The sequence below is a fragment of the Limimaricola sp. G21655-S1 genome, assembly GCF_027213785.1.
Lineage (GTDB): Bacteria > Pseudomonadota > Alphaproteobacteria > Rhodobacterales > Rhodobacteraceae > Limimaricola.
The window spans coordinates 41,162-60,321 of sequence record NZ_JAPWGO010000010.1 but is presented as its reverse complement, the minus strand read 5'-3'; the positions used below and the strand labels follow the sequence as shown (position 1 = coordinate 60,321).

The following is a 19,160-nucleotide window of genomic DNA, read 5'->3' as shown; positions in this document are numbered from 1 at the left end:
ACCCGGGCAGAGCCCGCCCTGGTCGCCCCTAGTCGCGCGCGCCGAAGATCGCCGAGCCCACCCGCACATGGGTGGCGCCCCTCGCGATCGCGGCCTCGAAGTCGCCGCTCATCCCCATCGACAGCCCTGCGAGACCGTTGCGCGCGGCCATCTCGCGCAGCATGTCGAAATGCGGCGCGGGGTCCTCCTCGGCGGGCGGAATGCACATCAGCCCGACCACCGGCAGGTCGAGGTCGCGGCAGCGTGCCACGAACCCGTCGGTCTCGGCGGGCAGCACCCCGGCCTTCTGCGGCTCCTCGCCGGTGTTGACCTGCACGAAGAGCTGGGGACAGCGGCCCAATTCCTGCGCGAGCCGTGCCAGCGTCTCGGCGAGCCGGGGCCGGTCGAGCGAGTGGATCGCATGGGCGATCTCCATCGCGGCGCGCGCCTTGTTGGTCTGCAGCGGGCCGATGATGTGCAGCTCGGTTCCCGGAAAGCGCGGCGCCAGCGCCCCCCAGCGCGACTGTGCCTCCTGCACCCGGTTCTCGCCGAAGACCCTCTGCCCGGCCTCGAGCACCGGCAGCACCCGCGACTCGGGCTGCATCTTGGAGACCGCGACGAGGGTGACGTCAGCGGGGTCACGACCGGCCGCGCGGGCCGCCTCGGCGATGCTTCGACGGATCCGGTCGAGCGACATGGGCATCTCCTGCTTGGTTCCGAGAGGTGGTCTGACATGTGTGTGACCCCGTTGCATCAATTTTCGGGCAGCACCGGGAGGGGGGGCCAAACTCCTTGAGTGTGAAGGGTCTGGTGCGCAATGAAACCTCCAATGCTGGCTCGACTGGCATTCTCGGGAATGCAAACACGAGGGAAATCCATGAAACGCATCCTGCTCGCCTCGGCCTCGATCGTGGCCTTTGCCGGCGCCGCCGCCGCTGAAATCAGCTTCAACGGTGAAGCCGCTCTCGGCTACAACGACACCGACGCAATCTCCGAAGCCGACGAAGATCAGGGCTTCTACTGGGATGCCGAGCTCGGCATCACCTTCACCCAGGAGCTCGACAACGGCCTCGTCGCCGCCGCGACCGTCACCTCCGACGTCGTCGACAACCAGCTCGAAGGCGACATCTTCGCCGAAGGCTACGTGCTGTCGCTGACCTCCGAGACCGCCGGCCTGTTCTTCGGCGACACCGACATGGCTGCCAACCTGCGCTGGGACGGCGTTTCGGAAATGGCCCAGGACGGCTTCTCCGAGACCGACGGCGAGACCGTGCTGCGCGGTGACTTCATGGCCTATGGCCTCGACATCTCGATGTCGGGTCTGGTTGACGACACCTTCGACGGCAACGTCACCCCGGAAGACGACTCCATCGACCAGTACTCGATCGGCGTCGCCGGCACCTTCGGTGCGTTCGAGATGAGCGCTGCCTATCAGGCGGAAGAGTTCGACTATTCCCCGGCTCTCGATCTCGAGCCCCCCTTCGACGGTGAGCCCGACGAGATCGACAACGGCGACTTCAACCCGAACGAGATCTTCGGCATCTCGGTCGGCACCGCCTTCGCCGGCGCCGATGTCGACGTGGCCTATGCCCGTGACATGACCACCGACGAAGACTCGGCCGGCATCGAGGTCGCTTTCCCGATCGGCCCCGTCACGCTCGGCGCCTTCTACGTGGCCGAGTCGGCTCAGGATGACGGCTACGGCGTCGCCGTGGACTACGTCTCGGGCGCCCTCACCGTCTCGACCGCTTGGGAAGAAGTCGACGGCGACGAAGACTGGGCGATCGAAGCTGGCTACGACCTGGGCCAGGGCCTGAACTTCTACGCCGGCGTCTCTGACGCGGGTGACGACTACTACGTCGCCGGTACCTACGAGCTGGCCGAAGGCGCCCAGCTGCTCGTCTCCTACGGCGAAGACGACAACGACGACTCCGAGGACGAGATCGGCGATCCCGAGTACCAGGAAGGCACGACCGTCGAGGTCTCCTTCGAGTTCTGATCCGACCGGATCACATTCTCAGGCAAGGGCGGCTCCATCGGAGCCGCCCTTCGCTTTTGCGGGGGCCGCATTCTGCGGGAGCAATCGGGAGCTCGTGGGAGTGGCACGTCCGCGCGATGTGCAGTATCACCGCCAGCGGGCCGGAACGCCCCCTTGCAGACCCGCACCCAAGACGTGCCAGACCATCCGAGGGACACCCAACATGTCGCGCTACACCGCCGCCGAGATCGAAGCCAAATGGCAGGCCGCCTGGGACGAGGCCGGCCTCTTCACCGCGCGGCGCGACGAGAGCCGTCCGAAATACTACGTGCTCGAGATGTTCCCCTACCCCTCGGGGCGGATCCACATGGGCCATGTGCGCAACTACACGATGGGCGACGTGATCGCGCGCCACAAGGTGGCGACGGGCCACAACGTGCTGCACCCGATGGGCTGGGATGCCTTCGGCATGCCCGCCGAGAACGCCGCCATGGCCTCGGGCGGGCACCCGAAGGAATGGACCTACAACAATATCGCCGACATGCGCGCGCAGATGAAGCCGCTGGGTCTGTCGATCGACTGGAGCCGCGAATTCGCGACCTGCGACCCGGAATATTACGGCCAGCAGCAGGCGCTGTTCATCGACATGCTCGAAAAAGGCCTCGTCTACCGCAAGAACGCGGTGGTGAACTGGGACCCGGTCGACATGACCGTTCTGGCGAACGAGCAGGTGATCGACGGCAAGGGCTGGCGCTCGGGCGCCGAGGTCGAGCGGCGCGAGCTGACCCAGTGGTTCTTCAAGATCTCCGAATATTCCGACGAGCTGCTGGCGGCGCTGGACGGGCTCGACGACTGGCCCGCCAAGGTCAAGCTGATGCAGGCCAACTGGATCGGCCGCTCGCGCGGCCTCGAGATGGCCTTCGGCCTGACCGAGCCCACGCATGGCCATGACCGGATCGAGGTCTACACCACCCGCCCCGACACGCTTCTGGGCGCGAGCTTCATCGGCATCTCGCCCGACCACCCGCTGGCGCGGGCGCTGGAGCGCGACCGCGAGGACGTGGCGACCTTCTGTGCCGAGGCGCGCAAGGGCGGCACCACCGAGGAGGCGCTGGAGACCGGCGAGAAGCTGGGCTTCGACACCGGGCTCATGGCGCGGCACCCGTTCGATCAGGGCCGCGAGCTTCCCGTGTGGATCGCCAATTTCGTGCTGATGGATTACGGCACCGGCGCGATCTTCGGCTGCCCCGGCCACGACCAGCGCGACCTCGACTTCGCGCGCAAATACGACCTGCCGGTGATCTCGACCTTCGCCCCGGTCAAGGATGACGGACAGGCGCTGGCCGAGGATGGTGGCCCGGCCTTCGTGCCGCCCAAGACCGAGCCGGTGATCTACATCAAGGGTTTCGCCGGCGAGACCGAGCAGACCGGCGAGCAGGCGATCGACGCGGCCATCGCGTTTTGCGAAGAGCACGGCGTCGGCCGCGGCGTGACGCGCTTCCGCCTGCGCGACTGGGGCCTGAGCCGCCAGCGTTACTGGGGTTGCCCGATTCCGATCGTGCATTGCGCCGATTGCGGCGCGGTGCCCGAGAAGAAGGAGAACCTGCCGGTCCGCCTGCCCGACGACGTGAGCTTCGACGTGCCGGGCAACCCGCTCGATCGCCATGCCACGTGGCGCGACGTCCCCTGCCCGCGCTGCGGCAAGGATGCGCGCCGCGAGACCGACACGATGGACACCTTTGTGGACAGCTCGTGGTACTACGCCCGCTTCACCAGCCCGCGCGCCGGGACGCCGACCGATCTGGCCGAGGCCGAGTACTGGATGAATGTCGATCAGTATATCGGCGGCATCGAGCACGCGATCCTGCACCTGCTCTATTCGCGCTTCTTCGCACGGGCGATGCATGTGACGGGGCACCTGCCGGAAAAGGCGATCGAGCCGTTCAACGCGCTCTTTACCCAAGGCATGGTCACGCACGAGATCTACCAGACCCGCGACGCCAATGGCCGACCGGTCTACCACCTGCCCGAGACGGTCGAGAACGGCGCGCTGAAGGCGACCGGCGAGAAGGTCGAGATCATCCCCTCGGCCAAGATGTCGAAGTCGAAGAAGAACGTGGTGGACCCGGATGCGATCCTCGCGCAGTACGGCGCCGATACCGCGCGCTGGTTCGTGCTGTCCGACAGCCCGCCCGAGCGCGATGTCGAATGGACCGCCGCCGGCGCCGAGGCCGCGCACAAGCACCTCGCCCGGGTCTGGCGCATCGCCGACGAGATCGCGGAGGCGGGCGATGGAGATGCGGCGCAGGACGAGGACCTCATGCGCCAGCTGCACCGCACGATCCGCGACGTGACGCTGGGGCTCGAGAGCTTCGGCTTCAACGCCGCCATCGCCAAGCTCTACGCCTTCACCTCGGTGCTGTCGAAATCCACCGCCTCGGCCGAGGCCCGGCGCGGCGCGGCCCGGGTGCTGGCGCAGCTGATGTCGCCGATGACCCCGCATCTCTCGGAAGAGATCTGGGCCCGGCTCGGCGGCGAAGGCTTCGTGGCGCGGGCCCCCTGGCCGGTGGCGGAGGAGCGCTTTCTCGTCGAGGACAGCGTGACCCTGCCGATCCAGATCAACGGCAAGCGCCGCTCCGAGATCACCGTGCCCAAGGCGATGCCCAAGGACGAGATCGAGGCGCTGGTGCTGGCCGACGAGGCGGTGGCGAAGGCGCTCGACGGGTCCGCGCCGAAGAAGCTGATCGTGGTGCCCGGCCGGATCGTCAATGTGGTTCTCTGAGCCCGGCCGCCGCACCCTGCTGCTGGGGGCGCTGGCGCTCGGCGGCTGCGGCTTCGCCCCGGCCTACGGGCCGGGCAACGACGCCGCGCGGCTGCGTGGCAAGGTCGCGGTCGAGGCGCCGGCGAGCTTTCCGGGCTACCTGCTGCGTGCCCGGCTGCTGGACCGGCTCGGCGCGCCGGTCGAGCCGCTCTACGAGCTCGATGTCGAGACCTCCGAAGAGGTCGAGCAGGCCGCGATCAGCGCCGATGGCGCGGTGCTGCGCTACCGGTTGCTGGGACGCGCGAGCTACGCGCTGCGCCCGGTCGCGGGTGGCCCGGCCTTGGCCGAGGGCGCGGTCGAGGAGTTCGCGGGTTACTCCGCCACTCTCGGCACCGTCGCCTCCGACGCGGCCGAGCGCGATGCGCGCGAGCGGCTGTCGGTGCTGCTCGCCGACCAGATCGTGACCCGGCTGCTGGTCCTCCCGGCGCTGCCATGAAGCTCTCGGCGCGCGACGCTGCGGCCTTCTTCCGCAAGCCCGACCCCAAGGTCGCTGCCGCGCTGATCTGGGGCGAGGACGCGATGCGCGTGGCGCAGCGCCGGGCCGAGGTTATCGCCGGTCTCGCCGGGCCCGATGCCGAGGCCGAGATGCGGCTGACCCGCCTGCCCGCCGCCGATCTGCGCCGCGAGGGCGCGCTCCTGATCGACGCGGTGAAGGCGCAAGGCTTCTTTCCCGGCCCGCGCGTGGTCTTCGTCGAAGGCGCGACGGACGGACTCTCGGGCCTGTTCGACGCGGCGCTGAAGGACTGGCGCCCCGGAGACGCGCAGATCATCGCCACCGCCGGGCAGCTGCCGTCGAAATCGGCGCTGCGCAAGCTGTTCGAGGCGCAGCCCATCGCCGTCTCGATCGGGATCTACGACGATCCGCCGGGCGCGGAGGAGATCGCCGCGATGCTCGGGGCGGCCGGTGTGTCAGACCCCGATTCCGACGGGCGGGCGCTGCTCGCGGAACTGTCGCGCGCACTCGATCCCGGCGCCTTCCGGCAAACGGTGGAAAAGCTCGGCCTCTACAAGCATGGCGACGCCACGCCGACCACGGCCGCCGACATCGCCGCCGTCGCACCCCGCTCCACCGAGGCCGAGACCGACGCCCTGCTCGCGGTGGTGGCCGAGGGACGGGCGCAGCAGATCGCGGCCTTGCTGCGCCGCCTCTACGCGCAGGGCACCACGCCGGTGTCGCTATGCATCATGGCGCTCCGGCATTTCCGGCAGCTGCACGCCGTGGCCAGCGATCCGGGCGGGCCGGGCCAGGGAATCGCGCGGCTCAGGCCGCCGGTCTGGGGGCCACGCCGCGACGCGATGACCCGTCAGGCCTCGGGCTGGGGCCGTGATCGGCTGGAGCGGGCGGTAAGCCTGCTGATCGAGACCGACCTGCAGCTGCGCTCGGCAAGCCGGGCGCCGGCGCAGGCGCTGGTCGAGCGGGCGCTGATCCGGCTGGCGATGATGGCGCGGCGCTGATCCCGATTTCGGGCCCTGATCGGAATCAATTCCCCGCTGCGCAGGCGAATGCCGCTTCGACAGGCCCGCCGTTCGGCAGCGAAGGCGGGTACCCCAAACGAAAAACGGCGGACCCGAAGGCCCGCCGTCTCAAGCATCCGGCCCGAAGGCCGGATGGTCCTGAAATCAGGAGTCGTCCGAAGCGGCCAGAGCGACCAGACCGGCGACAGCGGCCAGCGGCAGCAGGAAGCCGAGCGGGCCAGCCAGGGTGCCGCGGGGCTCGGCTTCGGGCTCGACCACGACGACCGGGGGCTCGACGATCTCGACGGCCAGGCCACCGGCGAAAGCCGAAGAGGCGGTCATGGTGCCGGCGAGGGCGGCGGCGACGAGGGTCTTGGTGAGGCGCATGTCTCTACTCCAGTTGATAACAAAGCGTTAGGTCGGCTATAGCCAAGATAGGTGTATCACACAAGCTGGATGACCAGTGTGGCGCGGCCCGAATGCGAAACTAAAGATCGCTGCTGCGCAAATATGCAACACTTTGGCTGATGAACTGACGTGACGAAATGATCTCCCCCGCAGCGTCAAGCCAATAATAGTTCGTGAAGATCAGGCCCGTGCCTTGGCATTCCTCGTCGAAGCGCCGGGCGGTCACCTGACGATTGCCGAGATTAACGGCCTCGGCCCCTTGCAAGCTCACGGTGCAGTTGAACTCGGCCCGCTCGATTCGATCCAGCCCGTCGAGCGTCTCGTGCACCCGCAATGCCTGCCCGCCGCCGGCGCGCAGCGCGGCGCGGCTCTGGCGGGCATCGGCGGCCATCAGGTCGGGGCCGAGGCCGCGGGTCGAGACCAGCATCCCGTCACGCAGCGTGTAGGTGAAGCCGGCCGGTCCCGAAAAGCTCTTCGAGACACCGTTGTCGATCACCTGCCGCGCCGTGCCCGACAGGCCGAGCGCCGCGATCTCGACCCGGCGCGAGGTCGCGGGATCCGCAGGGGCAGCGGCGGCCGCGGCCCCCGCCGGGGCCGCCTGCGTGCCGACCAGCGGCGCGATCGCACCTTGCAGCGCCGCGGTGACCCCCGCGCCGCCACCGCAACCCGCCAGCAGCGCCAGAGCCGTGAGAGCGCCCGTCATCCTGATCCGCATCGTCATTTCCAGAACCGTCCCCAGCCATCGTCGAGATCGTTCAGGTGGCCGTCGCGGACCACCTCGTAGAGCCGCCCGTCCACGCGCAGCTTGGCGCCGCCATCGCGCTGCAGAGAGGCGAGCGCGCTCGACGCCTCGCGGCGCGTCGGCTGGCCGACCACGTAATCGAGCGGAATCGTCACCCGGATGCCCTTGTCGAAGGAGCCTTCGCCGTAATCCTCGAACGGCACGTCGGTCAGGGTGAAATAGCCCCCGACGCTCCAGCCGTTCTCGAATTCGCGGTCGAGCGTGAAGGTGGCACCCCAATCCCCGGCGAGATAGCGGCCGACATCGATCTGGCCGTAGAAGCGGTTGTCGAAGTCGTAATAGGCCGAGGCATGGCCCGTCACGACGTCGTAATCCTGAAAGCCGAAGCCGAGGTCGAAATCGCGCTGCCGCGCGTAGTTGACCTCCGCGCCGAGGCCGAGACGGCTGTCGGCGGGCTTCCACAGCACCTCGGTCGAGACGCCGCCATACATCTCCTCGAGATAGCCCAGAGTGGTGCGGGCGTAGACGTCCGGCGCGAGGCGTCCGTATTGCGCCAGCGTCAGGTCGCGGAAGCCGGTGGTGCCTTCCTTGGCGTAGAGCGCGGCGTTGCGGCGCACCGGATAGGGCTCGTCGCCCTCGGCCACGATCAGCTCGGGATCCTCGCGGTTGGTATAGAGCTGCTGGCGCAGCGTGCCCGAGGCGACGAGGCTGTCGGTGATCTCGTAGCTGGCGGTGACCTGCGCGCCGAGCTCGACCTGGAACGGCGCGTCGCCGTCGAAGACGGTGATACGGGCATAGGGCGCGAGCCCCCAGGAGAACCGGTCATCGACGCGCGGCAGCGGCTTCAGCCCCACCGACGGGCCCGCATCGTCGAGCACGAGGCGCCGGGACAGCGCCTCGGTGCCGCCGGCGGTGTCGGCGAAGGCCTCGATGTCCGACCGGCTCAGCGTCACGGCGGAGAGCGGCACGCCGCGCTGCATCGGCTCGAGCGTGAAGCTCTCGATCGAATCGGGCAGGCCGATGCTCAGCATCCGCGCGATCCGCCCCATCGCCTGCGCCTCGGCGCGGTAGCGGGTGTTGGTATAGCGCAGCCGCACGGCGCGGTCCGACAGCTGGATCGAGGACAATTCGACCCCTTCGGCAGCCAGCGCCTGCTGCAGCGCCGTGCCGATCGTCGCTTCGGGCAGCGCCGCGCGATTCCAGCTCTGGGCCGCGCGGGCGTCGCCCTGGCGGATCTTCACCGGTGCCGGAGCGGGGTCGAGACCGGGCCCATAGGGCCGCTCGCTCGGATCGATCAGGAAGGTGCCGGTCAGCGCCAGCTCCGAGCCGTAGAGCCAGGACGCGCCGAGCTGCACCCCCGGCAACGGCCGGTAGACCGCCCCGAAATTAAGCGGGGAATCGCGATCGATCAGCCCCAGCTCGGTCTCGCGCTCATAGGCGTCCGAGGAGTATTCGGCCTTGAGCGTGAGCTTTTCGGTCGGGGCGTATTCGAGCCCCGCGAACAGCGCCGCGTCGCCCCTGAACAGCTGGTCGAAGGCCAGCGTGCCGCCTTCCTCGAAATCGAGATCCGGACGTTCGTCGAAATCCGAGGCAAGCACGCCCAGCGGGTTGTCGAAACCGTTATGGGAGCCGAAGCGACCCCAGCCGAGACCCGCCGAAACCCGCAGCGTATCGCCGAAGGTCTTGGTCGCGACGAGATACTCCGCCCCATAGGCACCGGTCCCGAGGAAATCCTGCAGGCCGATGGCAAAGGCGGGCATCACCGCCGTCTCGTCGTTGAAGCGATAGCGCAGGTCGAAGCTGCGGTCGAAATAGGTGTCTTCCTGCCCCCGCTGCCCCGGCAGGCTGTAATCCTCGATCCGGCTGTAGCGGAAGCTGCCCGAGAGGCGCGGCAACAGCTGGAAGGTGAATGTGGTGCGGGTCTGGCCGTCGAAATTGCCGATCGTCGCGGCGATCTGGCCATCCTTGGCGCTCAGCGCCGAGGGCATCTCGATCAGCCCCGGCGTGCCATAAAGCGTGTAGCTCAGGCCCCTGTCGGACACCGTCTGGGCGTTCACCGCCCCGGCCGCCAGAAGGGCCGCAAGGCTGGCCGCCCCGCCCCGGCGCATCGCTCGGATCGTCATGTCGTGCTGCACTCCCTGCTCGCTCGCCGCACCCTAGCCGCGCGTCGGTGCAATTGAAAGCCGGGCCGACCGGGCGCGCGGCCGTGCCTTAGCCCTCGGCGCGGGGTCCCGCCCCGGCCCAGGCCGCCGCCGCGCGCCCGGCATGGCGTCCGGTGGCCAGACAGGCGGTGAGCAGGTATCCGCCCGTCGGCGCCTCCCAGTCGAGCATCTCGCCCGCGGCGAAAACGCCGGGCCGGTCGCGCAGCATCAGGCCCGCGTCGAGCGCGTCGAAACGCAGCCCGCCCGCGGTCGAGATCGCCTCGTCGAGCGGGTGCGGCCCGGTGAGCGGCACCGGAAGCGCCTTGACCAGCGCCGCCAAGGTGTCGGGATTGTTCGGCAGGGGCCGCGCGAATTCCTGCAGCAGCGCCAGCCGTACAGGGTCGAGCTTCAGCGCCTTGCGCAGATGGTTGCCGAGGCTCGTCTTGCCGCGCGGCCGCGCCAGCTTTCGCGTCACCGCCTCGGCGTCGAGATCCGGCAGCAGGTCGAGCGCCAGCGCCGCGCCGTCGCGCAGATCGGCCGAGACCGCATAGAGGCCGCCGCCCTCGAGCCCGCGCGCCGAGATCACGCATTCGCCCCGCACCCGGCGCGCCCCGGCGATCAGCGCCACCGGCTTGACCGGTGCGCCGAAATGCGGCCGCATATGCATCGACCAGTCGATGCCGAAGCCCATATTGGCGGGACGGAACGGCGCGACGTGGTTCGGCAGCAAGGTGGCCCAGGCCCCGTCGGAGCCCAGCCGCGACCAGCTTGCCCCGCCCAGCGCCAGCACCGTGACGTCGGCTTGCGCGACCTGCCGCCCCTCCGGGGTCTCGAACGCGGCCCCGCCTTCCTCCCAGCCCACGAAGCGCCAGCGGGTGCGCAGCTCCACCCCGGCCCCGGCCAGCCGCGCCAACCAGGCCCGCAGCAGCGGCGAGGCCTTCATCACGGTGGGAAAGACGCGGCCCGTCGAACCGGTGAAGACCTCCTGCCCGAGCCCGCGCGCCCAAGCCTGCACCGCCTCGGGACCAAATCCGGCCAGCGCCGCCCGCAGCGCCCCGGGCACCGCGCCATAGGCCGCCTCGAACGCCTCGCGCGGCTCCTCCTTGGTCATGTTGAGCCCGGACTTGCCGGCCATCAGCAGCTTGCGCCCCATGGTCGGCATCTGCTCGGCCAGCAACACTTGGAGACCCGCGCCCGCCAGCTCCTCGGCCGCCATCAGCCCCGCCGGTCCGCCGCCGATCACCAGTGCCCGCACGCCATGCCTCCCCGCGGCCCCCGCGGACCGCCTTCGTACCTGCGGCCCGAGGCCGCGCTTGAGGACGTCATCGCCGCGCCCCATCTTCTTCCCCATGCCAAGCCGCCGCGAGAAACGCCAGACCGAGGCCCTGTCCGTCGCCACACCGCGCGCCGATCCGCTCTGCGCGCTGTGCCGGCGGCCGATCCCCCCCGGGGTGCCGCAAAGCGCGCATCACCTCGTGCCGAAGCTCAAGGGCGGCACGCATGGGCCGCAGGTGCTGCTGCACCACATCTGCCACAAGGAGATCCACGCGACGCTGAGCGAAGCGGAGCTGGCGCGCGACTACAACACGCCGGAGCGGCTGCGCGCGCATCCCCGGCTGGAGAGGTTCATCGCATGGGTGTCGAAGCGGCCGCCGGGCTTTTCCTCGAAGGTGCCGGGCAAGCGTCGCGGCCGCTGAGCCCTCTCAGCGCAGCCCGATGCGCCGGCGGATCTCCTCGTCGCGCAGCGAGACCTCCTGACCGACCTGGTCCTGCGCCTTGTCGGAGCACATCCAGACCAGCGCGCGGGCCGGCCATTCCGGCGGGATGTGCACCGACCAGTCGAGCCGGCTCACCGCGTTGATGCCCGATGCCTTGATCTCGCGCTGCATCTGCGTGGCGACGGTGCCGGGGCTCAGCCCCATCGCGCGAATGCCGCGACCGCGATATTCGAGATCAAGCGAGCGGGTCAGCATCGCCGCCCCGGCCTTGGAGGCGCAATAGGCCGACCAGCCCTCGACCGCGTTGTGCGCGGCGCCCGACGAGACGGTGATGATCGTGCCGCCGCCCTGCTCGAGCATCACCGGCAGCGCCGCGCGCATGCCGTTGAAGACGCCCTTGAGGTTGATGTCGATCACCTTGCCCCAGGCCTCGGGGTCGAGCCCGCCCATGGCGCCGATCGGCTCGATCGCGCCCGCGTTGTTGACCATCACGTCGAGCCGCCCGAATTCCTTGACGCAGGCCTCGACCGCCGCCTCGACCTCCCAGTAGCGGCTGACATCGCAAGGAATGGCGAGACCGGCCTCGCCCAGCTCCTTGGCGATGTCCGAGAGCGCCTCGGCGCTGCGCGCGAGCAGCGCGACGCGGGCCCCGGCCCCGGCGAAGGCGCGCGCGGCGGCGGCTCCGATGCCGCGGCTGGCTCCGGTGATCAGTACCGTCTTCCCCTGCATCGCGCCCTCCCCGCGCTTTGACCTTTCGTCCAGCGTAACGGGGGCCTAGTCTCCGGTCCAGACGCCCCGGTCACCGGCGCGACGGGCCCGGCCCGTGGAACTGCGAATGCGAGGAGGGCCCGACATGGCCGCATTGTCCAAAACCGCGCCGATCGGCGCGCTGATCCTGTTGGCCGGCGCCGCACAGGCCGAGGTCACCGCCGAGCAGGTCTGGCAGGACTGGCAGGAGGGGGCGGCCCGGCTCGGCGATACCCGGATCGAGACCGGCGCCGAGACCCGCTCCGCCGACGGGCTGACCGTCACCGACCTCGTGCTGACCATGCAGGGCGAGGATGGCGAACTGGTGGCGCGGGTGGCCGAGATCACCTTCACCGAGGCCGGCGACGGCACCGTCGCGGTGTCGCTGCCCGACAGCTACCCGGTCGTCATCACCGGCATGGACGAGGACGGGGTCGAGACCGAGATCGACCTCGGTGTGCGGCAGGACGGGCTCGAGGTGACGGTCAGCGGCGATCCCGGCGCGATGCGCTACGACTATGCCGCGCGACGCTACGCGCTGGTGCTCGAGGCGTTGCGCGAGGACGGGGTGCAGATGCCGGCCGAGGCGACGCTCGCGCTCAACGTCCTGCGCGGCAGCTACCTGTCCGAGACCGGCGCCGAGGGGCTGCGCCGCACCGATTACGACATCGCCGCCGAGACGCTCGAACTGTCGATCGAGGGCGAGGACCGCGAGGAGGGGGGCACCGTTTCGATCAAAGGCAGCGTCGCCGAGATCGCCCTGTCCGGTGCGCTGGCGCTGCCCGAAGGCATGGAAGAAGCCGAGGCGCTGCCCGAGGGATTCGCGCTCGGCTTCGACTACGCCACCGGCCCGGCGCTGGTGGAGTTCGAAGGCGAAGGGCCCGAGGGGCGTGCCGCCGGCACCGCGCGCACCGTTTCGAGCGCGGTCGAACTGACGCTCGACCCGGCCCGCGCCGCCTATGCCTCATCGACCAAGGGGCTCGACCTGCGGCTCACCGGGCCGCTGCCCTTCCCGGTCGAGATCGCGGTCGGCGAATACGGCTTCGGCCTCGACGCGCCGCTGGCGGCGGGCGAGGCGGCGCAGGATTTCTCGGCGCGGGTCACGCTCGACAGCCTGACGCTCGGCGACCCGGTCTGGATGCTGTTCGATCCCGCCGCGGTGCTGCCGCGCGAGCCCGCGACGCTGATCGCCGAGCTGTCGGGCACCGCCCGGCTGCCGCAGGATCTTACCGATCCCGACACCGCCGAGGCGGTGGGCGAGGAGGCCGCGATGGCCGAGGCCGCGCCCGAGATCGAGAGCCTGATGCTGGACCGGCTGGTGCTGCGTCTCGCCGGTGCCGAACTTCTGGGCGACGGCGCCTTCACTTTCGACAACGAGGATTTCGAGACCTTCGAGGGCTTTCCCCGTCCCGAGGGCAAAATCGAGCTGAAGATCGCCGGCCTGAACGCGCTGATCGAGAACCTCTCGACGCTGGGCGTGATCCCGGCCGAGCAGCTGATGGGCGCGCGGATGATGCTGGGGCTGTTCACCACCCCGATCGGCAATGACGAGCTGCGCTCGGAGATCGAGATCAACGCCGAGGGCCACGTCATCGCCAACGGCCAGCGGATCAAGTGAGGCGCACCGCCCGCGGCCTCGCTTTCCAGCGCGGCGCGGGCGCGCTAGATGGTCGGGCGACAGCCCGAAAGGATGCGCCATGACCGTCTCGCTCGCCGACCTGACCGACAGGATGCTCGCCGCCGCCCGCCGCGCCGGGGCGGAGGCCGCCGACGCGGTCGCGGTGGACGGCACCTCGGTGTCGATCGACGTGCGCGAGGGCCGGCTGGAGCAGGCCGAGCGCGCCGAGGGGGTCGATATCGGCCTGCGGGTGCTGATCGGGCGGCGGCAGGCGGTGGTCTCCTCGTCGGATGCGCGCGACGCCACCATCGAGACCATGGCCGAACGCGCCGTCGCCATGGCGCGCGAGGCGCCCGAGGACCCGCATGCCGGGCTCGCCGATCCGTCGCAGCTGGCCCGCGACACCGATTCGTCGCGGCTCGAGATGTACGACCCCGCGCCGGAGCCGGACCCGGCCGCGCTCGAGGAGGATGCGCGCCGCGCCGAGGCGGCGGCGCGCGGCGTCGAGGGGGTGACGCAGGTGCAGGGCGCCAGCGCCGGCTATGGCCATCGCCGGATCCATCTCGCTGCCACCAACGGCTTTTCGGGCGGCTACGAGCGCTCGGACCGCGCGATCTCCTGCGTCGCGGTGTCCGGCAGCGGCACCGGCATGGAGCGCGACTATGACGGCGACAGCCGCATCTTCCAGTCCGAGCTGCGCAGTGCGGAGGAGATCGGCCGCACCGCCGGCGAACGCGCCGCCGCCCGACAGAACCCGCGCCGCCCGCGCACCGGGAAATACCCGGTTCTGTTCGACGAGCGCATCTCCTCCTCGCTGATCGGCCATCTGCTGGCCGCCGCCAATGGCGGAGCGATCGCCCGCGGATCGAGCTGGCTCCTGGGCCGCGACGGGTCGCAGGTCCTGCCCAGGGGGCTTTCGGTGATCGAGGAGCCGCATCGCCCGCGCGCCTCCGGCTCGCGGCTGTTCGACGGCGAGGGACTGCCCACCGCCGAGCGGGTGCTGGTCGATGACGGGGTGCTCACCGGCTGGGTGCTCGACCTCGCCACCGCGCGCAAGCTGGGGCTGGAAAGCACCGGCAACGCCGCGCGCGGCACCTCGGCGCCGCCCTCCCCCGCCGTCACCAATCTCCGGCTGACCGAGGGCAGCGCCACGCGCGCCGATCTGATCGCGCAGATGGGCACCGGCCTTCTGGTCACCTCGATGATCGGCTCGACCATCAATCCCAACACCGGCGACTACTCGCGCGGCGCCTCGGGCTTCTGGGTCGAGAAGGGCGAGATCGTCCATCCGGTCAATGAATGCACCATCGCGGGCAACCTGCGCGAGATGCTGATGACCCTGCTGCCCGCCAACGACGCGCGCCAGCATCTGAGCCGCGTCGTGCCCTCCCTGCTCGTGGATGGAATGACCCTTGCCGGCGACTGATCCCAGCGACGATCTGGCGCTGCTTGTCGCGGCGGCGCGTGAGGCGGCGGTCATTGCCTGCGGCTTTCGCGCGCCGCAGGTCTGGGACAAGCCCGATGAGGGCGGCCCGGTCTGCGAGGCCGATCTGGCGGTGGACGCGATGCTGCGCGAACGGCTCGGTGCGGCGCGCCCCGACTATGGCTGGCTGTCCGAGGAGACGGCGGATGCGCCCGAGCGGCTTGAGGCCGATCGGATCTTCATCGTCGACCCGATCGACGGCACCCGCGCCTATCTCGAGGGCAGCCGCGATTGGGCGCATTCGCTGGCGGTGGCCGAGAACGGCCGGATCACCGCCGCCTGCGTGCTGCTGCCACAGCGCGATCTGCTCTATACCGCGACGCTGGGCGGCGGCGCCTTTCTCAACGGCGCGCCGATCCGCGCCAGCGCCGAGACCGATCCCGCCCGCGCCACGCTCTTGGGCCCGCGCCTCGCCATGAGCCCCGAGCACTGGCTGGGCGGCGAGGTGCCGCCCCTGCGTCGCGCGTTCCGCTCGGCGCTGGCCTGGCGGCTGTGCCTGCTGGCAGAGGCCCGCTTCGACGCGATGCTGACGATCCGCCCGACCTGGGAATGGGACATCGCGGCGGGCAGCCTGATCCTGACCGAGGCCGGCGGCACCGCCACCGACCAGCGCGGCGCCGAGCTGGGCTTCAACAAGCCGCATCCGCAGAGCGACGGCGTGCTGGCGGGCGGGGCGCTACACGGCGTGCTGCTGCCGCTGCTCGCCGCCTCCCCCGTTCCGCCTCCGGCCTGACCCCGGCCTGACCCCGGCTTGACCCGGGCCCTTCGACGCGTAATTTGCCGCGAAAGCCCCAACCCCGAGGATTCCCATGACCCAGCGCCTGCATCTCGTCTTCGGCGGCGAGCTGATCGATCCGTCGAAGAACGTGTTCCGCAACACCGACGACATCCACATCGTCGGCATGTTCCCCGATTACGCCTCGGCCTATTCGGCCTGGAAGAGCGAGGCGCAGCGCACCGTCGACAACGCCCACATGCGCTACTTCATCGCGCATATCCACCGGCTGCGCGACGAGGAGGCCGCCGCCTCCCCGACCGAGGAACTCGGCAACTGAGACAGCCGCCCGCCGATCCCGCGAAGCGTCCCGAGGGACCGCTGGTCTGGGTCCATTGCCCCGACCCGGCGCGCAGTGCCGCGGTCGCGGCGCTGGCCCGGCGCTTCGACGAGGATCGCGACCCGCTGACGCTGCTGCTGACGGCACCGGCGCGGCTGCGCGACGCGCCGCGCAAGCTGCTGCAATGGCCGCCGCTGGCCGACAGCCGTTCCGCCACGCAGGACTTCCTAGCGCGCTGGCGGCCCGACCTTCTGGTCTGGATGCGTGGCCCGGTGCAGCCCTCCGTGCTGTTCGAGACCGCCAAGGCGGGACTGCCCGCCCTGATGGTCGATGCCGAGGCCGACATGATCGCGGTGGCTGGCGGTGGCTGGCGGCTCGGCACGAAGCGCGCGGCCTACCAGCAGTTCGAGCGGCTGCTCGCGGCCGACGGCACCGCCGCGGCACGGCTGCGCCGCATCGGCGTCGAGCCGACACGGATCGAGATCATCGGACGCCTCGATGCCACGCGGCCGCTCCCCGATTGCTACGAGCGCGATCGGGCCGATCTCGCCGCGGCGATCGGCTCGCGGCCGGTCTGGCTCGTGGCGAGCGGGGTCGAGGCCGAGATCGACGCCATCGCCGCGGCCCAACGTCAGGCCAGCAAGCGCGCGCACCGGCTGCTGATGATCGTCGCCCCCGCGAGCGAGGCCGCCGCGCTGCCGATCGCCCGCGCCCTGCGCGCGCGGGGCTTCATCGTGGCCGAACGGGCGGAAGGCGACGAGCCGGACGAGGCGACCGAGATCTACGTCGCCGACGGGCCGGGCGAGATCGGGCTTTGGTACCGACTCGCACCGATGACCTTCCTGGGCGGAACGCTCTCCGACCTGCCCTGCCGCGACCCGATGGAGCCCGCGGCGCTTGGCTCGGCGGTGCTGCACGGCCCGCGACAGGCGCTGCATGCCGCCGGATTCGGCAGGCTGGCCGCCGCCGGGGCCTGCCGCATCGTGCGCGGCCCCGCCGATCTCGGACAGGCGGTCGAGGCGCTGCTCGCGCCCGACCGCGCGGCGATGCTGGCCCGCGCCGCCTGGGACGTGGCGACCGAGGGCGCCGAGGCGACCAACCGAACCATGGAACTGGTTCGCCAGGCCCTGGAGCGGCGCTGATGAGGGCGCCGGCCTTCTGGGATGGCGACCCCGCGCGCCCCGGACCGCGCGCCTGCGCACTGGCGCCGCTCGCCGCGCTCTATGCCACGGCCACCGCGCGGCGGGTCGCGCGGCCCGGCTGGCGCGCGCCGGTGCCGGTGATCTGCGTTGGCAATCTCAACGCCGGCGGCACCGGCAAGACGCCGACCGCCATCGCGCTGATGCAGCGCCTCGCCGAGCGCGGGATCGAGGCCCATGTGGTGAGCCGGGGCCATGGCGGACGGCTGGAAGGGCCGATCCGGGTCGATGAACGCCGCCATGCGGCGGATGAGGTCGGAGACGAGCCGCTGCTTCTCGCGGCCTTCGGCCCGGTCTGGGTCGCGCGAGACCGGGCCGCAGGGGCGCGGGCGGCGGTGGCCGCCGGCGCACGGGCGCTGATCCTCGATGACGGCTTTCAGAACCCGGCGCTCGACAAGGATCTCTCGATCGTGGTGGTGGATGCCGCGCGCGGCTTCGGCAATGGCCGGGTCATCCCGGCCGGACCGCTGCGCGAGCCGGTCCCCGCCGGGCTGGCGCGCGCCGACATGGTGCTCTCGATCGGCGGCGCGGCGCAGCAGGCCCGCTTTTCCGAGCGCTGGGGCGCGCAGCTGGCCGGTCTGCCGCATCTGACGGGCCGCCTTGCGCCGCTGATGACCGGCATGATGTGGGAGCGGATGCCGGTACTGGCCTTTGCCGGCATCGGTCACCCGGAAAAGTTCTTCGCGACGCTCAAGGGGCTTGGCGCCGATCTGCGCCGGGCCGAGGCCTTGGGCGATCACCAGCCGCTGACGCCGGCGCTGATGACGCGGCTCGAACAGGAGGCGCGCGCCTTGCCGGCGCAGCTGGTCACGACGGAAAAGGACGCGGTGCGCCTGCCCGCGTCCTTCAGATCCAAGGTGCTGACCCTGCCGGTGCGGCTCGAATGGGGCGATCCCGCCCCGCTCGATGCCGCGCTGGACCGGCTGGGGCTTACTCCTCGATAAGCCCGTCGATGATCTCGGCCATGTCGGCCCAAGCCATGTTCGAGTGCTTCTCGCCATTGATCAGGAAAGTCGGCGTCGAGGTGATGTCGTCGGCCTTGGCGTTTTCCTCGAACCAGCTCACCAGCTCCTGCGCCTTGTCGCCATCGGTCAGGCAGGCCTCGAGCTGCGCCTCTTCGAGCCCGGCCTTGAGGCCGATCTCGCGCAGCTTCGCGGCGATCGCCGCCGGGTCGCCGCCGGCGGCCCAGTCGCGCTGCTGCTCGTAGAGCATGTCGGAGATGCCGAAGAACTTCTGCTCGCCGCCGCAGCGCGCGATCATCGAGGCCCAGAGGCCGGGACGGTCGAAATACACCTCGCGATAGACGAAGCGCACCTTGCCCTCGTCGATGTAGTCCTTGAGCTGTGGATAGCTGGTCTCGTGCCAGTTCGCGCAATGCGGGCAGGTGTAGGAGGCGTATTCCATCACCGTCACCGGCGCGTCTTCGGCGCCCTGCACCATCTCGACGATGCCGTCCTCGGCCGGGGTGGCATCCTCGTCGGAGGCAGTGGCCGTCCCGGTTTCGGCCTCGGCGCCGGCTTCCGCCTCGATTTCGGTCTCGGCGCTTTCGGCTTCGGCCTCCATCTCCGGTTCGACTTCGGCTTCGGCCTCCATCTCCGTTTCGGCTTCGGTTTCGGCCTCCATCTCCGTTTCGGCTTCGGCCTCGGCTGCTGCGTCGGCTTCCTCGGTTCCGGCCTCGGCCTCTACGGCGGTCTCCTCGGCGGTCGTCTCGGTCTCGGCCTCGGTGGCCTCCTGCGCCGAGAGCGGGGCGGCGAGGGCCATCCAGCCCAGCGCGGCGGTCAGGGCGATGGTGGAGCTTGCGAGTTTCATGCGGTGT

18 protein-coding genes are annotated in these 19,160 nt (G+C 70.5%); 11 read left to right on the top strand and 7 right to left on the bottom strand.

Translation table 11 applies throughout. The features are described 5' to 3' along the window. Positions 1–28: 28 nt before the first annotated feature. Positions 29–676, bottom strand: coding sequence for a YggS family pyridoxal phosphate-dependent enzyme (locus tag O4G76_RS11515; RefSeq protein ID WP_269397459.1), 648 nt, complete (start codon positions 674–676; stop codon positions 29–31). 180 nt (positions 677–856) lie between these two features. Between O4G76_RS11515 and O4G76_RS11510 the strand changes: the two genes are divergently transcribed. The 4 genes from O4G76_RS11510 (at position 857) to holA (ending at position 6,233) form a co-directional block, all read left to right on the top strand. Next, positions 857–1,978 carry a porin gene (locus O4G76_RS11510; RefSeq protein ID WP_269397458.1) on the top strand — a complete coding sequence of 374 codons (1,122 nt, stop codon included), beginning with the start codon at positions 857–859 and terminating at the stop codon, positions 1,976–1,978. 202 nt (positions 1,979–2,180) lie between these two features. After that, positions 2,181–4,739, top strand: coding sequence for a leucine--tRNA ligase (leuS, locus tag O4G76_RS11505; RefSeq protein ID WP_269397457.1), 2,559 nt, complete (start codon positions 2,181–2,183; stop codon positions 4,737–4,739). Further along, on the top strand, positions 4,726–5,214 hold the full coding sequence (gene lptE / locus O4G76_RS11500; protein ID WP_269397456.1) for an LPS assembly lipoprotein LptE: 489 nt from the start codon (positions 4,726–4,728) through the stop codon (positions 5,212–5,214). Before leuS ends, lptE begins: the two co-directional genes overlap by 14 nt. Continuing rightward, positions 5,211–6,233 carry a DNA polymerase III subunit delta gene (holA, locus tag O4G76_RS11495; RefSeq protein WP_269397455.1) on the top strand — a complete coding sequence of 341 codons (1,023 nt, stop codon included), beginning with the start codon at positions 5,211–5,213 and terminating at the stop codon, positions 6,231–6,233. Before lptE ends, holA begins: the two co-directional genes overlap by 4 nt. A 165-nt stretch (positions 6,234–6,398) precedes the next feature. Here holA and O4G76_RS11490 read toward each other — a convergent pair whose 3' ends face one another. From O4G76_RS11490 to O4G76_RS11475, 4 genes are all read right to left on the bottom strand, one after another. After that, positions 6,399–6,620, bottom strand: a complete 222-nt coding sequence (locus tag O4G76_RS11490) for a hypothetical protein (protein ID WP_085895362.1) — start codon at positions 6,618–6,620, stop codon at positions 6,399–6,401. Positions 6,621–6,720: 100 nt separating this feature from the next. Further along, positions 6,721–7,344, bottom strand: coding sequence for a YjbF family lipoprotein (locus O4G76_RS11485; RefSeq protein ID WP_269397454.1), 624 nt, complete (start codon positions 7,342–7,344; stop codon positions 6,721–6,723). Positions 7,345–7,358: 14 nt separating this feature from the next. Then, positions 7,359–9,506: a YjbH domain-containing protein gene (locus O4G76_RS11480; protein WP_269397453.1), complete on the bottom strand. Its 2,148-nt coding sequence runs from the start codon at positions 9,504–9,506 to the stop codon at positions 7,359–7,361. An 88-nt stretch (positions 9,507–9,594) separates the two neighbouring features. Beyond that, on the bottom strand, positions 9,595–10,779 hold the full coding sequence (locus tag O4G76_RS11475; protein WP_269397452.1) for a TIGR03862 family flavoprotein: 1,185 nt from the start codon (positions 10,777–10,779) through the stop codon (positions 9,595–9,597). A gap of 94 nt (positions 10,780–10,873) precedes the next feature. Here O4G76_RS11475 and O4G76_RS11470 point away from each other — a divergent pair, with 94 nt between their 5' ends. Then, on the top strand, positions 10,874–11,221 hold the full coding sequence (locus tag O4G76_RS11470; RefSeq protein ID WP_269397451.1) for an HNH endonuclease: 348 nt from the start codon (positions 10,874–10,876) through the stop codon (positions 11,219–11,221). 6 nt (positions 11,222–11,227) lie between these two features. Here the strand turns inward: O4G76_RS11470 and O4G76_RS11465 are convergent, their stop codons facing one another. Beyond that, on the bottom strand, positions 11,228–11,971 hold the full coding sequence (locus O4G76_RS11465; RefSeq protein WP_269397450.1) for an SDR family oxidoreductase: 744 nt from the start codon (positions 11,969–11,971) through the stop codon (positions 11,228–11,230). A 124-nt stretch (positions 11,972–12,095) separates the two neighbouring features. Between O4G76_RS11465 and O4G76_RS11460 the strand changes: the two genes are divergently transcribed. The 6 genes from O4G76_RS11460 (at position 12,096) to lpxK (ending at position 18,288) form a co-directional block, all read left to right on the top strand. After that, positions 12,096–13,607, top strand: a complete 1,512-nt coding sequence (locus O4G76_RS11460; RefSeq protein ID WP_269397449.1) for a DUF2125 domain-containing protein — start codon at positions 12,096–12,098, stop codon at positions 13,605–13,607. Between the two features lie 79 nt (positions 13,608–13,686). Next, positions 13,687–15,033 (top strand): TldD/PmbA family protein, encoded by a 1,347-nt coding sequence (locus O4G76_RS11455; protein WP_269397448.1) that lies wholly within the window; start codon positions 13,687–13,689, stop codon positions 15,031–15,033. Further along, positions 15,020–15,823 (top strand): 3'(2'),5'-bisphosphate nucleotidase CysQ, encoded by an 804-nt coding sequence (locus O4G76_RS11450; RefSeq protein ID WP_269397447.1) that lies wholly within the window; start codon positions 15,020–15,022, stop codon positions 15,821–15,823. Before O4G76_RS11455 ends, O4G76_RS11450 begins: the two co-directional genes overlap by 14 nt. Positions 15,824–15,899: 76 nt before the next feature. After that, positions 15,900–16,145 (top strand): DUF4170 domain-containing protein, encoded by a 246-nt coding sequence (locus O4G76_RS11445; RefSeq protein ID WP_085895354.1) that lies wholly within the window; start codon positions 15,900–15,902, stop codon positions 16,143–16,145. Continuing rightward, on the top strand, positions 16,142–17,287 hold the full coding sequence (locus tag O4G76_RS11440) for a 3-deoxy-D-manno-octulosonic acid transferase (protein ID WP_269397533.1): 1,146 nt from the start codon (positions 16,142–16,144) through the stop codon (positions 17,285–17,287). Before O4G76_RS11445 ends, O4G76_RS11440 begins: the two co-directional genes overlap by 4 nt. Further along, complete coding sequence (lpxK, locus tag O4G76_RS11435; RefSeq protein WP_269397446.1) at positions 17,287–18,288, top strand: tetraacyldisaccharide 4'-kinase; 1,002 nt, start codon at positions 17,287–17,289, stop codon at positions 18,286–18,288. Before O4G76_RS11440 ends, lpxK begins: the two co-directional genes overlap by 1 nt. Here the strand turns inward: lpxK and O4G76_RS21920 are convergent. Further along, the gene (locus O4G76_RS21920) at positions 18,275–19,153 is read right to left on the bottom strand and encodes a DsbA family protein (RefSeq protein ID WP_306467279.1); all 879 of its coding nucleotides are present in this window, start codon (positions 19,151–19,153) and stop codon (positions 18,275–18,277) included. The genes lpxK and O4G76_RS21920 overlap by 14 nt on opposite strands. Between the last annotated feature and the right edge of the window lie 7 nt (positions 19,154–19,160).